Genomic DNA, 13,584 nt, shown 5'->3' with positions numbered 1-13,584 from the left:
TCCAAGATGATTTAATGACATGGCTCACATATTGGGGCCATGTTCACGTTACGGGGATTGATTTAGGTCTAGAACGTGTCATTCCCGTTGCTGAAAAACTCGGTGTCACCCAAACCTCGGCCAAAGTATTCACTGTGGCTGGCACCAATGGTAAAGGTTCAACCACCACAACACTTGCTTCAATTTTGACTGAACAAGGCTATCGGGTGGGACTTTATCAGTCGCCTCATATTTACCGTTTTAATGAACGCGTTAAATTAAATGGTCAGGAAGCGTCAGATCAACAGCTCATTGAGGCTTTTGTCAAAGTTGATCAGGTGCGTCGTGAATGTGGACTCAGTTTATCTTTTTTTGAAGCCACTACACTGGCCGCATTTCTGATATTTCAGCAGCAGGCTTGTGATATTTGGGTATTGGAAGTTGGCTTAGGCGGACGTCTGGATGTTGTGAATGTGATTGATCCCGATGTTGCAGTCATCACCAATATTGGTTTAGATCATACCGACTGGCTTGGCGATACCATCGAAAAAATTGCGTTTGAAAAAGCAGGAATTATTCGTTCGAACATCCCCGTGATTTTTGGAGGAGTACAAACTTTACCTCAGGCGATTGCAGACAAAGCAGCAGCGCAACAAGCACAACTTTATGTACTGGGGCGTGACTATTTTTATCAGGTTGCACCAGATCAGAAAAGCTGGAATTTTGCCAGTTCGGGAACTACGCTTAAATTGCCACTGGGTTCGTTGGCACTTGAAAATATTTCCACGGCGGTCGCAGCCTTATTGGTGAGTGGCATTGATGTTTCTCAAGCAGCCATCACCAGTGGAATCGAAAAAGCACATCTTGCAGGACGTTTTGAACAGAGAATAATAAAAAATAAAGCGGTTGTTTTTGATGCTGGACACAATGGTCATGGTGTTGATTTTTTGTTAAAGCAATTGCGAAATTTCTTAGAATACAATAAACAGTACACAGAAGTGATCGCTGTCTTTTCAATGTTGGCAGATAAAGATATAAAAGCGGTTGTCAATTTGCTGAAACCTGCTGTTTTACATTGGAAAGTTGCTGCATTAAGCGTTCCACGGGCTGCGCCAGTAACCCAATTACTTGATGCACTCGATGGCGAAATAACTCAGCAGTATGACAGTATTCGAGAGGCTTTCAGTGTTGCGCTTGAGGAATCTCGACCTCATCAGCTGATTTTGGTCTGTGGATCGTTTCATACTTTAGAAGCGGTTTGGGAGTATTTAGAAAAATGTCAATGAATAGCAAGCAACGCTGGATGGGTGGCGTTGTTTTATTAGGTGGTGGGGTTTTATTGGCAGCACTATTACTGAAAGGCAAAGAAGAAATACATCAAACGCATGTAGATCATCAGCAAAAAACTGAACAGCAAGCAGCAAAAGACAATACCCAAACTGCACCTGTTCAACTTCAACCCATTACTGTGGATGTTGAAACTGAGAAAAAGTTACTCGAAGAGCAACGCCGTGCACGTGAGAAAGCCGTCGCAGAGCAAGAAGCACGTGCAGCAGAGTTTTTGGCGACACAGCAGCAGGCTGAGGCTGAAGCAGCTCGTAAGGCAGCAGAAGAATATGCTGCAATTAATGCGCGTCGTTTAGCTGCTCAGGAAAGTTCAGATAATATTCCACCCGAAGTGGTCGATGACAAGAAGAATACTGCACAGCAATCTAAGACACCATCTCAAACTGATACACAAAAACGTGAAGCTGAAAAAAAGCAGGCTGAACAGAAACGTGTAGCAGAAGCACAAAAACAGGCAGAGCAACAGAAAAAAGAGCAAGAAGCCAAGCGCAAAGCGGAAGCAGATAAAAAAGCGACCGAAGACAAGCAACGTCAGATAGAAGCAGATAAAAAGGCTGCCGAAGCTAAACGTAAAGCTGAAGCGGACAAAAAAGCTGCTGAAGAGAAAAAGCATAAAGAAGACGAAACCAAGAAAAAAGCGGAAGCTGAAAAAGCCCGTGATCTTCTTGAAAATGGTGACAAAAATTGGATGGTACAAGTGGCTTTGGCAGCCAATCAGGCCAATGCTGATGCAGTAGTATCGAAGTTACGTGCGAAAGGATATAAAGTCACGACAAGTCAAACTTCAAAAGGAATTCGGATTATGGTGGGGCCTTCTAAAGATCGTGATGCAGCAGATGCAGCACGTAAAAAGATAGTATCTGATGCGAGTTTAAATATGAAATCTGCTTGGGTAATTGACTGGGTTCCATTAGATCAACGCTAGGATTTGATTGAATTAAGCTAAATCTTTGGATAGATTTTAAGGTAACGCTGTATCATTTTTAAGTAGACCAATATCTCAGCATATTGGTCTATTTTTATATTCAACAATCCCAAAAACTGAAAAAAGTAAATTTTTCAGCTAAATAAAATTATAATCCCGATCATGAGCTGTGGGCCAATTAAGGTGTTTTAGTTAGCTTGGTTTCGATAACGTTGTAATTCGACAGGATCATGAGCGCACATCATTTCAATCTGTGTTTCGTTTTGGGCAAGATACTGCAACTGCTTTAAATTATGGAGTCGTTGCTGATTGTCATATGCTAAAAAACGCTCAAATAAATCTAGCCCTTTTTGTCGATGTTGAGCATTCAATTCAAGATGTGAAAAATAGGCATCACCACAAAATAGCATCCAGCCTTTTTCCTTTTGCCGAATTGCAATACCACAATGTCCAGCAGAATGTCCAATGAGAGGAATCATTAAAATTTCATCTTTAAAAAGACTTAAACCATGGACTTTTTCCAAGTTAAACCAGCGTTCTCCAGACGTGTGTTCAATAAAATTCCAGTAGCGATGCTTTTTAAACTGATTTGATTTGTAGCGCATTCGATTTTTAATATTCATGGATTGAGTGGCATTGAATTCTGAGGCGAGCACATGCACTGTTGCTTGTGGAAAATCTGAAATACCGCCTGCATGATCAAAATCTAGATGCGTGACAAAGATATGTTTTACATCTTTCGGGTTGAAACCAAGTTGTTGAATTTGCTGTATAGCACTGAGTTCAAATTTTATTTCAATTTGACTGATCTGCGGTAGTAATGTCCCTAAGCGCTCTTTGGGGTGAAGATAATCTTGTAAACCTAAACCTGTATCAACTAAGACCAAACCATGATCTGTTTCTAGTAATAGACAATGACATACAATATGCGCACGCCAGCCATTTTGACCGACTAGCGGCGCACAAACGGGGCACATGCTACCGCAGTGCAGATGATGAATTTTATGGATCATACCGTTTTGTTATTGTGAATAAATTCCAAAACGGTATCACTGAAATACCTGAGAAGTCCAATGTAAATTAAAGCACTTATAAAAAGGAAAAAGCCTATCAGATGGATAGGCTTGCTGTTATTCGTCTTATTATTTTATTTCTGATCAGGCTGTGGTGTTAAGCGTAGGTACGGGGTAACGGCCTTGTAGCCTTTGGGAAAGCGTTCTTTAAGTTCAGCTTCATCCTTAATTGACGGTACAATCACTACATCTTCACCTTGCTGCCAGTTGGCAGGGGTTGCGACCTTGTAGTTGTCTGTCAATTGTAAAGAGTCGATGACACGCAATACTTCATTGAAATTTCGTCCAGTCGAAGCTGGATAGGTAATAATAAGTCTCACTTTTTTATTCGGATCGATAATGACCAATGAACGAACAGTGGTGGTTTCACTTGCATTCGGATGAATAAAACCATAAAGCTCAGAAACCTGACGGTCTTTATCGGCCAAAATTGGAAAGTTAACCGTGGTCTGTTGGGTTTCATTGATGTCTTTAATCCAGCCCTGATGTGAATCGACATCATCTACCGAAAGAGCAATGGCTTTGACATGACGTTTTTCAAATTCATCTTTGAGTTTTGCGGTATATCCTAATTCTGTAGTACATACAGGCGTATAATCTGCTGGATGCGAAAACAGGATGCCCCAACTATCACCCAAAAAGTCATAAAAATTAATTAGACCTTCGCTAGAATCTTGTTCAAAATTGGGCGCTGTATCGCCTAAACGTAAAGTCATGGTGCAAAACCTCATCTGTATATTGTTCTATCTAATGAGATCTAATATGCGACATTTATATTGCAAATAAAATAAAGGTTTTTGTATTTTATTATGAATTTTTTGTATATAGAAAAATTTAAGTCTATGAAATATAAAGAGTGAATTGGATAAAGGTGATTCTATTATCTAATTTTAAGAAAAATGTTGTAGTGTATTTTACACAAGATCAATACGTATACCTCCGAGTTTTTTTTCAGGGGATTTGTGTAAACCCCTTGTACTTCAAATTTCTGGCTCCATAATAACGAGTGAGAAAAAATTTATTCATCTGATAAGCAAGTTTTTAGAGAGTTTCATCCATGTTGGCAAGTCTGATCGGAGGTATCTTCGGTACAAAAAATGAGCGCGAACTCAAACGCATGCGTAAAATTGTTGATCAAATCAATGCGCTCGAGCCGACGATATCCGCTTTAAGCGATGCAGACTTATCTGCAAAAACTCCAGAATTTAAAGAACGTTATAATAAAGGTGAGAGTTTGGATAAACTCTTACCTGAAGCTTTTGCTGTATGCCGTGAGGCTGCAAAACGCGTTATGGGAATGCGTCACTATGATGTGCAGCTTATTGGTGGTATTACCCTGCATGAAGGCAAAATTGCAGAAATGCGTACAGGTGAAGGTAAAACCCTCATGGGTACTCTGGCGTGTTATCTCAATGCTTTGAGTGGGCAGGGTGTACACGTCATTACTGTAAATGACTATCTGGCACAGCGTGATGCTGAACTTAACCGTCCATTGTTTGAGTTTTTAGGCTTAAGTATTGGTATCATTTACTCGATGCAGTCTCCGACAGAGAAAGCAGAAGCGTATCAGGCTGATATCACTTACGGTACCAATAATGAATTCGGTTTTGACTACTTACGTGACAACATGGTGTTTTCTCTTCAAGAGAAAAAGCAACGTGGCTTAAACTATGCCATCATTGACGAAGTCGATTCGATTTTAATTGATGAAGCACGTACACCCTTAATTATCTCGGGTCAAAGCGAAGATTCATCGCAACTTTACGCAGCAATCAATTCCATTCCACCAAAATTACAGCCGCAAAAAGAAGAAAAAGTGGCGGATGGTGGTCATTTCTGGATTGATGAAAAACAGCGTTCAGTTGAGATGACTGAAATTGGTTTTGAAACAGTTGAACAAGAATTGATTCAAATGGGATTGTTGGCAGAAGGCGAAAGCTTATATTCTGCAACCAATCTAAATTTGGTTCATCATGTTACAGCCGCAATTCGTGCACACTTCCTTTATCATCGTGATGTTCATTACATTATTCACAATGGTGAAGTGATTATTGTTGATGAACATACGGGCCGTACCATGCCAGGCCGTCGTTGGTCTGAAGGTCTGCATCAAGCAGTTGAAGCCAAAGAAAGCCTGGAAATTCAACCAGAAAATCAGACACTTGCCACAACAACATTCCAAAATTACTTCCGTTTATACAAAAAACTGTCAGGTATGACAGGTACAGCAGATACAGAAGCTGCTGAAATGAAAGAAATTTATGGATTAGATGTAGTTATTATTCCAACGCACCGCCCAATGGTTCGCCAAGACCAAAACGATTTGATTTATTTAAATCGTAACGGCAAGTACGATGCGATTGTGAAAGAAATTAAAAATATTCAAGAAACACGTGCCCCAATTTTGGTAGGTACAGCTACCATTGAAGCCAGTGAGATTCTATCGCACAAGCTAACGCAAGCAGGTATTCGTCACGAAGTGCTGAATGCCAAACAGCATGAACGCGAAGCGGATATTATTGCTCAGGCGGGTAGTCCAGATTCGGTCACAATTGCAACCAACATGGCAGGTCGTGGTACAGATATTATCTTGGGTGGTAACTGGAAGGCCAAACTTGCCAAAATTGAAAATCCAACCCTAGAAGATGAAGAGCGCTTAAAAGCTGAATGGGAACGTGATCATGAGACTGTATTGAGTGCAGGTGGTCTACATATTATCGGTTCTGAGCGTCATGAATCACGTCGTATCGATAACCAGTTACGCGGTCGTGCTGGTCGTCAAGGTGACCCTGGTGTTTCACGTTTTTATCTCTCACTTGAAGATGATCTAATGCGTATTTTTGCAGGTGATCGTGTGGTGGGGATGATGCGTGCTATGGGGCTGAAAGAAGATGAAGCTATTGAGCACAAAATGGTCAGTCGCTCAATCGAAAATGCCCAACGTAAAGTGGAAGCACGTAACTTCGATATTCGTAAGAACCTCTTGAAATACGATGATGTGAACAACGAACAACGTAAGATCATTTATTCTCAACGTGATGAAATTCTGGCAGAGCATACTCTTCAAGATTATATTGAAGAGATGCACCATGAAGTGATGGTTGGCTTGATCGCTAATTTTATTCCGCCAGAATCAATTCATGATCAATGGGATATTGAAGGTCTGGAAAATGCGCTACGTGTAGATCTTGGAATTGAGGTTCCTGTTCAGCAGTGGCTGGATGAAGATCGCCGATTAGATGAAGAAGCTTTGGTTCAGCGTATTACAGATGAAGTGTTGGCGCGTTATCATGCTCGTCGTGAACAAATGGGTGAAGAGTCAGCAGCAATGCTGGAACGTCACTTTATGCTCAATTCACTGGATCGTCACTGGAAAGATCATCTCGCAGCGATGGATTACTTACGTCAGGGAATTCATTTACGTGGCTACGCACAGAAGAATCCAGAGCAAGAATACAAAAAAGAAGCATTTAATCTCTTCGTCAACATGTTGGGCGTGATCAAATCTGATGTCGTCACGGATCTATCACGTATTCATGTACCAACGCCTGAAGAACTGGCTGAACTTGAAGCTCAGCAACAACAACAGGCTGAGGCAATGCGTTTATCGTTTGAGCACGACGAGGTTGATGGTTTAACTGGTGCAGTGACGCATCATGAAGTTGAAGAACAACCAATTGTCTCATCAGATCATATAGTGCCGCCTTCTAGTCGGAATGCACCTTGTCCATGTGGTTCTGGACTAAAATATAAGCAATGTCATGGCCGTCTCTAATTCCTAGGATGCTATAACTGAAAAAAGCAGAACGTAAATGTTCTGCTTTTTTTATGACTTTTTTACGAGTTGTTGCAAGGTGCGAATAACATTTGCAGTTTAGTGCATTAAGTGGTATTTACTTGCACATGTTGACTTCAATTTTGGTAAGACAATGAAAAAACTATTACAACCATTGGCATGTATTGCATTGGCCATTCCAGGGTTTGCATTTGCTCAGCCTGCACAAACCACAACTGTAGATAAAGTACTTGCAGCACAGGGTCCAACCACTGCACAAGTCGAAGTTAAAAACGATAGTACAACTATTATTAGCCCGCGTACGGGTATCCGTTATACGCTAGGTAATACAGGCAATCGTCCAATTGTCTTGAAAACTGCGGCAATTAGCGCTGCTAATTCTGCCAACGTCAATCGGATCGTGGCAACTAATCCTGCTTTATCTGCTGCAAGTCAGGAAAAAGCCAAGCAAGCATTATTAGGAACATCTGCTCAGTTAGCCGCAAACTAATTTTGTAGCAGAGCATTTGGCCAGCCATTTGTGCTGGCTTTTTTATTTGTAAATACAAGATAAATTTGCATAGATTAACGCTCGATTTTTCTGTTTATTTACACTAAGCTTTTCTTTTTGATAACAAACACAGTGGAAATCGAAAATGGCTGTTGGTGACGTAACAATGCCGCACATGCATGTGGTAAATGGTGTAAAAATTGGTTCAACTGAAGCATATGTACGTTATCCAAATCGACGAGATCTGGTTGTTTTTAAGTTTGTAGAAGGGTCTCATGTTGCGGGTGTCTTTACTCAAAGCGCATTTGCAGCCGCACCTGTGCTTGTATCAAAAAAACATTTAGCTGAAAGTGCGATCCGTTATCTGATTATCAATACGGGTAATGCGAATGCTGCTACAGGTCAAACAGGTGTAATCAATGCTCAAAAAACCTGTACTAAACTTGCCGAATTAGCTGGCGTAGAATCCAGTCAGGTATTGCCTTTTTCAACTGGTGTGATTGGTGAGCAACTCCCAATTGAGCGCTTACTTGATGGTATTCAGCCAGCATTGCAAGATTTAAAAGATGATGCATGGACTGAAGCTGCCTTTGGTATCATGACGACAGATACCACACCAAAAGGTGCATCAGAACAATTTGAGCTTGATGGTGTAGTTTATACCATGACAGGTATCAGTAAAGGCGCTGGCATGATTCGTCCAAATATGGCGACTATGCTTAGCTTCGTTGCTACTGATGCTCCAATCAGTCAATCACTGGTGCAAACGCTATTAAAGACAACAGTTGAGCAATCATTTAACCGTATTACTATTGATGGTGATACCTCGACCAATGACTCTTGTATTTTTGTAGCGACAGGGCAAGCAGGAGGGGTTGAAATCAGTTCTGAGCAAGATCCGAGATATTCCAAAATTCTTGAAATTTTGCAAAGAATTATGAATCGTTTAGCACAGCTCATTGTTCGTGATGGTGAAGGTGCAACCAAATTCATTACCGTGGCTGTTGAGGGCGGAGAAAATACTCAGGAATGCTGTGATGTTGCCTACAGTATTGCGCACTCTCCTCTGATTAAAACGGCTGTATTTGCATCCGATCCAAATTGGGGGCGTATTGTGATGGCTATTGGTAAAGCAGGCGTACCGCAGTTAGATGTGAGTAAAGTTCAGGTCTGGCTAGATGACGTACAAATTTGCCGTGATGGTGGTGCTGCAGCGGATTACACCGAAGAACAGGGCGCTCGGGTGATGGCGCAGGCTGAAATGACGATTCGTGTAGATTTGGGACGTGGTACAGCAAAAGATACTGTATATACCTGTGATCTGTCGTATGATTATGTCAAGATTAATGCGGACTATCGATCGTAATTGATGACGATAAAAAACCTCATTCGTGAGGTTTTTTTTTAAATTTGGTTTTTTATCAGCTCATATTATCTTTACATGCTGAGCTGTTGTACGTTAACGCTCGCAAAATGCTAGCTAGAGAATAGAGAAGACGTTTTATGAATGATGCGACTTTAATTGCAAATGATGCAAAAGTAATCGTGCAAGCGCATTTAGATCGTTTGGGTGAACCTAAGGATCATCACTTGAGTCCAGATGTAAAACAGGCCAAGTTCGATCAAATCAAGGAAGAATTAAAAAAACGTAATGCTGTTCTGGTTGCGCATTATTATTGTGATCCTGACGTTCAGGAGCTTGCTGAGCTGACGGGAGGCTGTGTATCTGACTCTCTAGAAATGGCACGCTTTGGTCGTGATCATGACGCTACGACCTTAGTTGTGGCTGGTGTTAAATTTATGGGCGAAACAGCCAAAATTTTATCTCCAGAAAAAACGATTCTGATGCCGACCCTAGAGGCAACCTGCTCACTAGATTTGGGATGTCCAGTTGATGAGTTCTCGGCTTTTTGTGATCAACATCCAGATCATACTGTTGTGGTGTATGCCAATACCTCAGCGGCAGTGAAAGCACGTGCAGACTGGGTAGTAACTTCAAGTTGTGCTGTTGAAATTATTGAACATCTAGATAGTTTGGGTGAAAAGATTATCTGGGCACCAGATCAACATTTAGGCCGTTATATTCAAAAGAAAACTGGTGCCGAGATGTTGCTTTGGGATGGTTCTTGTATCGTGCATGAAGAATTCCGTGCCCGTGGCATTGCCAATATGAAAGCCTTATATCCAGATGCAGCAGTGCTTGTACATCCTGAATCACCAGAATCGGTGGTTGAGATTGCCGATGCAGTAGGCAGTACATCGCAATTGATTAAGGCAGCACAGACTTTACCAAATGAACGTTTGATTGTAGCCACAGATCGTGGAATCTTTTACAAGATGCAACAAGCAGTACCGCATAAGATTTTGGTGGAAGCACCAACTGCGGGCGAAGGTGCTACTTGTCGCTCATGTGCACATTGCCCGTGGATGGCAATGAATGAGCTGGATGGTATTTTGCATGTTTTACAGCATGCCGATCAGGAAATTCATGTTGATCCACAGCTCGCTGAACGTGCAAAACTTCCTTTAGATCGAATGTTGAGCTTTAGTGCATCGTTGAAGCGTTAAAATGCTTGTTAAATATACATTTGATAACGTTTTTTCACTTTTTTTAACTCTAGGTGTTGACGTGGTTGAGCGTCCCGCCTAGAATGCACACCGTACCGCACGATGTGCGATACGGTAAAAGCTGAGAAGACGGAGCATAGCACAGCCTGGTAGTGCACCTGGTTTGGGACCAGGGGGTCGTAGGTTCGAATCCTACTGCTCCGACCACTTAAAATAATATTTTAAGATCGGCGGAAGTATCGCATGATATTTTTTATCATCGGTCATGCGCCTGTAGCTCAGTTGGATAGAGCATCCGCCTTCTAAGCGGATGGTCACAGGTTCGAATCCTGTCAGGCGCGCCATTTGGTAGATTAGCTTGGTATTGTAGAACCCAGTAGTGGTGGATGTAGCTCAGTTGGTAGAGCCCTGGATTGTGATTCCAGTTGTCGCGGGTTCGAATCCCGTCATTCACCCCACATTCGGAGCATAGCACAGCCTGGTAGTGCACCTGGTTTGGGACCAGGGGGTCGTAGGTTCGAATCCTACTGCTCCGACCACCTTTAAACATTAAAGGTGATATTAAAAAAATCCGAAATCCGCTTAAATGCGGTTTTTTTATGCCTAAATTTTATTTTTTATAAAAAATAGAAAGATTCACAACAGAATCTTTCTATTTCCTGTAACCATCAATAAGATTATGGAACGATTACAATTGCAACGCGGCGATTCGCTGCACGATTCTCTTCTGTGGTGTTAGGCAGTAGAGGTTGATTTGATCCACGTCCAATAATCTGAATATGATTAGGTGTAAAACTATTATTTATGAAAATTGCTGCCACGCTTTGCGCTCTGGCTTGAGATAGCTTTAAATTATAATCACGATTACCAATATTATCGGTATAACCCACCACCTTTAACTTATGTAATCCATATTTATTCAGTTGATTAGCCAAACGAATAATCTCTTGTTGGTGCGCAGGATTTACTTCAGATTTATCAAATTCAAAAAGTAAGCGTTCTGGTAAACCGAGTGTCCATCCTTCATCTGTCTGTACAAAACCTTCTTTTTGGAGCATTTTGACCTGCTTATATTTGAGTGGTCCAAAGCTTAGACATCCTGCCAGAATAAGGCAAATGACCCCAAGAATAGATATTTTGATTGAGTTGTTATACATAGTGAACTACCTGAAATTTACGGTTTATGGATAAACCAGTGATGGGTGAGATGTTTTGCCTTATACATGGCTTGATCTGCTTGAGCAATTAGTTCTTCAGGAGTGGAAGCAAATTGAGAAAATGCAATCCCTAAACTAAAACTAAAATGTATAGATTGACCATTAAAATTAAGAGGTTGTTGGCAACTGTTGAGTAAGTTTTCTGCTATTGTAATCAGGTGATTCACTTGAGTTACAGATTCTAAAATCACTGCAAATTCATCTCCACCCAGTCGAGCAATAAAGTCCTGATGACGTAATCGTTGTTTCAGTCGATTTGCCATTTCTTGTAGCACAGCGTCTCCAGCAAGATGCCCATATTGATCGTTAATATATTTAAAATTATTATTATCAATGAAAATTAATGCAGACGTTTTTCGTGAATTTGGATTTTCAAAAACATGCATTAATTGTGTATAAAAATAGCTTCGATTTGGAAGGGCGGTGAGATGGTCATGTTTTGCCTCAAACGATAGCAAATGATTTTCATGCTGTAAGTGGTTATGCCAAGTCTGAATTTCCTGTAGTAGCTCATTAAATACATCATTAAGATCTTGAAATTCTTTAATGTTATTGTCTGGAAAACGAAGATTATATGCTTTTTGTTGACTAACAAGTTGTGCTGTCTGGGTTAGTGGCTGCATAGACTGTACAATGTAGCGATAAGTAGAATTGGTGGACCACCATAATGCTAATATCATAAACAGCATCACCACAGCTAGACCAATCAGGATGGTGAGAATAAATTGTAAGATTTTTTCTGAACTTCCAAAAACAACAAGTTCACCGACTTGTTTATTATTATGATAAATATTAAGTTTTATCGGATCTTTTAGAAAAAAATGATCGAGTAATATCTGTAATTTAGAATAGTAGTCTGTCTTTTTAAAACTATAAGCAAGCCTATTTTGATGGCTATCATATACACTGATGCTACGAATAGAATGTTGAAACGTATATTCATTTAAAATTTGTTCAATGGTTTGCTGATCTTTAAACACAACAGCAGGTTGTATCCGTTCACTCACCGCAAGACTTAAAACATTCAAATTCTGTTTGGTATAGGTTTCCATGGTATAGGTTGAAATAGAAACAAAAGTAAAAGAGCAAATAACTAAAGTAATAATAAAAATGGTAGCCTGAGACTTGCGAAAAACGCTATGCAGTGAATTTGATTTATATAAATTCGCAATCATGACAAGTTACTCCGCATTTTTTGCTAAAAGTAAGACACGAGGATCAATGCGAATTTGAGAGCGGCTTAAACTATCTAAATTGACCTTAAATGTAGCGTTTCCCTTTTGTTGGTATAAACAAAAGATGCTGCCGATTTCACAGTCAGAATTATTTGAACTAAATGAAAGTACATTGCGGGTTGGATAGCTATTAATCAGATTTTGTTGTTGTTGAGGAGATAAATTGGAAAAATAAACTGCCTGACATTGGGTTTTAGAAAAAGATGATGCAGGAATCGCTTGTATTTTATATGAATAAGACTGTTGTTTAACTTGGCTTTGAAAACTGTTGGCCACTGTGGGATTGTCAATTATACAAAGTGTAGGAACATTATCTGCGGGCCATTTACTATAGCTCATAATAGATAAAGTAAGAGCATAAAAATTTTGAATAGGCGAAGCAAAGCATGCCCTTGTAAATATATACAATAGCGACAATAAAAAAAGCCTATTGAAAAATTTGTGATGCATTTTTGGTTTTTAAATCAAATTGTGACTTGAGTCTATGTTATATGAATGGGAGATTTAAAAATAGTCATGCTAACTTTGAATTTTGAACTAATTTGATTAATAAGTAAACGCTTGAAATTTTTTTATAAAAATATGCTTGCTTAGGCTTAAAAATGCTGTAGAATGCACATCCATCGGCGGTGATGCAGATAAAAACTTGTTGATAAACAAGGGTTTGGCTAGATTGGTTGGATTCTTGAGTTGATTGATAAGTTTTAAAAATATCGAAATTACCTGTTGACTTTGAAGAGATTTAGAGTAACATAGCCGACCTAGCTTGATGATGACGAATCATCGAGAAGATCATTAAGAGAATAGAAGAACAACTTGTGTGGATTTTTACTGGTTGATTGATTGATATATTATCATTGATTGATTGGTTTAAATTACTCGAAGTTTATTTGAGCGAAATTTAAGTCAGAAAATTGATGAGCCAGAATTGGTGTCTTGTTCTTTAAGAAAGGC

11 protein-coding genes and 4 tRNA genes are annotated in these 13,584 nt (G+C 40.0%); 10 read left to right on the top strand and 5 right to left on the bottom strand.

What is annotated here, in order from left to right; translation table 11 throughout:
* Nucleotides 1-14 precede the first annotated feature (14 nt).
* Nucleotides 15-1,265 (top strand): bifunctional tetrahydrofolate synthase/dihydrofolate synthase, encoded by a 1,251-nt coding sequence (folC, locus tag F952_RS00080; protein WP_004919785.1) that lies wholly within the window; start codon nucleotides 15-17, stop codon nucleotides 1,263-1,265.
* Nucleotides 1,256-2,251 carry an SPOR domain-containing protein gene (locus F952_RS00075; protein WP_004919783.1) on the top strand — a complete coding sequence of 332 codons (996 nt, stop codon included), beginning with the start codon at nucleotides 1,256-1,258 and terminating at the stop codon, nucleotides 2,249-2,251. Before folC ends, F952_RS00075 begins: the two co-directional genes overlap by 10 nt.
* A 188-nt stretch (nucleotides 2,252-2,439) precedes the next feature.
* Here F952_RS00075 and F952_RS00070 read toward each other — a convergent pair whose 3' ends face one another.
* Together F952_RS00070 and F952_RS00065 are read right to left on the bottom strand one after the other, a co-directional pair.
* Nucleotides 2,440-3,264: an MBL fold metallo-hydrolase gene (locus tag F952_RS00070; protein ID WP_011182106.1), complete on the bottom strand. Its 825-nt coding sequence runs from the start codon at nucleotides 3,262-3,264 to the stop codon at nucleotides 2,440-2,442.
* A gap of 134 nt (nucleotides 3,265-3,398) precedes the next feature.
* Nucleotides 3,399-4,040, bottom strand: a complete 642-nt coding sequence (locus tag F952_RS00065; RefSeq protein ID WP_004919775.1) for a peroxiredoxin — start codon at nucleotides 4,038-4,040, stop codon at nucleotides 3,399-3,401.
* 341 nt (nucleotides 4,041-4,381) lie between these two features.
* Here F952_RS00065 and secA point away from each other — a divergent pair, with 341 nt between their 5' ends.
* The 8 genes from secA to F952_RS00025 all read left to right on the top strand — a co-directional run bounded on the left by secA (nucleotide 4,382) and on the right by F952_RS00025 (nucleotide 10,717).
* Nucleotides 4,382-7,099, top strand: coding sequence for a preprotein translocase subunit SecA (gene secA / locus F952_RS00060; protein ID WP_004919773.1), 2,718 nt, complete (start codon nucleotides 4,382-4,384; stop codon nucleotides 7,097-7,099).
* Between the two features lie 154 nt (nucleotides 7,100-7,253).
* Nucleotides 7,254-7,610, top strand: coding sequence for a hypothetical protein (locus F952_RS00055; RefSeq protein WP_004919770.1), 357 nt, complete (start codon nucleotides 7,254-7,256; stop codon nucleotides 7,608-7,610).
* 145 nt (nucleotides 7,611-7,755) lie between these two features.
* Nucleotides 7,756-8,976, top strand: coding sequence for a bifunctional glutamate N-acetyltransferase/amino-acid acetyltransferase ArgJ (gene argJ, locus F952_RS00050; RefSeq protein WP_004919769.1), 1,221 nt, complete (start codon nucleotides 7,756-7,758; stop codon nucleotides 8,974-8,976).
* Nucleotides 8,977-9,113: 137 nt separating this feature from the next.
* Nucleotides 9,114-10,178 (top strand): quinolinate synthase NadA, encoded by a 1,065-nt coding sequence (gene nadA / locus F952_RS00045; protein ID WP_004919766.1) that lies wholly within the window; start codon nucleotides 9,114-9,116, stop codon nucleotides 10,176-10,178.
* A gap of 130 nt (nucleotides 10,179-10,308) precedes the next feature.
* Nucleotides 10,309-10,385: transfer RNA gene (locus tag F952_RS00040), tRNA-Pro, on the top strand.
* 60 nt (nucleotides 10,386-10,445) lie between these two features.
* Nucleotides 10,446-10,522, top strand: a tRNA-Arg gene (locus F952_RS00035).
* A gap of 38 nt (nucleotides 10,523-10,560) precedes the next feature.
* Nucleotides 10,561-10,636: transfer RNA gene (locus F952_RS00030), tRNA-His, on the top strand.
* Nucleotides 10,637-10,640: 4 nt separating this feature from the next.
* Nucleotides 10,641-10,717, top strand: a tRNA-Pro gene (locus F952_RS00025).
* A 138-nt stretch (nucleotides 10,718-10,855) separates the two neighbouring features.
* On the opposite strand, the gene F952_RS00020 is transcribed toward F952_RS00025, so the two are convergent.
* Genes F952_RS00020 through F952_RS00010 form a run of 3 tightly spaced genes read right to left on the bottom strand, consistent with a single transcriptional unit; the run spans nucleotide 10,856 to nucleotide 13,080 of the window.
* Nucleotides 10,856-11,335, bottom strand: a complete 480-nt coding sequence (locus F952_RS00020; protein WP_004919763.1) for an outer membrane lipoprotein YfiB — start codon at nucleotides 11,333-11,335, stop codon at nucleotides 10,856-10,858.
* A gap of 17 nt (nucleotides 11,336-11,352) precedes the next feature.
* Entirely contained in the window at nucleotides 11,353-12,570 is a 1,218-nt protein-coding gene (locus tag F952_RS00015) for a diguanylate cyclase DgcN/YfiN (protein WP_004919761.1), read from the bottom strand.
* A 6-nt stretch (nucleotides 12,571-12,576) separates the two neighbouring features.
* Nucleotides 12,577-13,080: a regulatory sequestration protein YfiR gene (locus F952_RS00010; protein WP_017385255.1), complete on the bottom strand. Its 504-nt coding sequence runs from the start codon at nucleotides 13,078-13,080 to the stop codon at nucleotides 12,577-12,579.
* Between the last annotated feature and the right edge of the window lie 504 nt (nucleotides 13,081-13,584).

This window comes from Acinetobacter baylyi DSM 14961 = CIP 107474 (genome assembly GCF_000368685.1).
Lineage (GTDB): Bacteria > Pseudomonadota > Gammaproteobacteria > Pseudomonadales > Moraxellaceae > Acinetobacter > Acinetobacter baylyi.
This window is presented reverse-complemented; position numbering and strand designations above follow the sequence as displayed.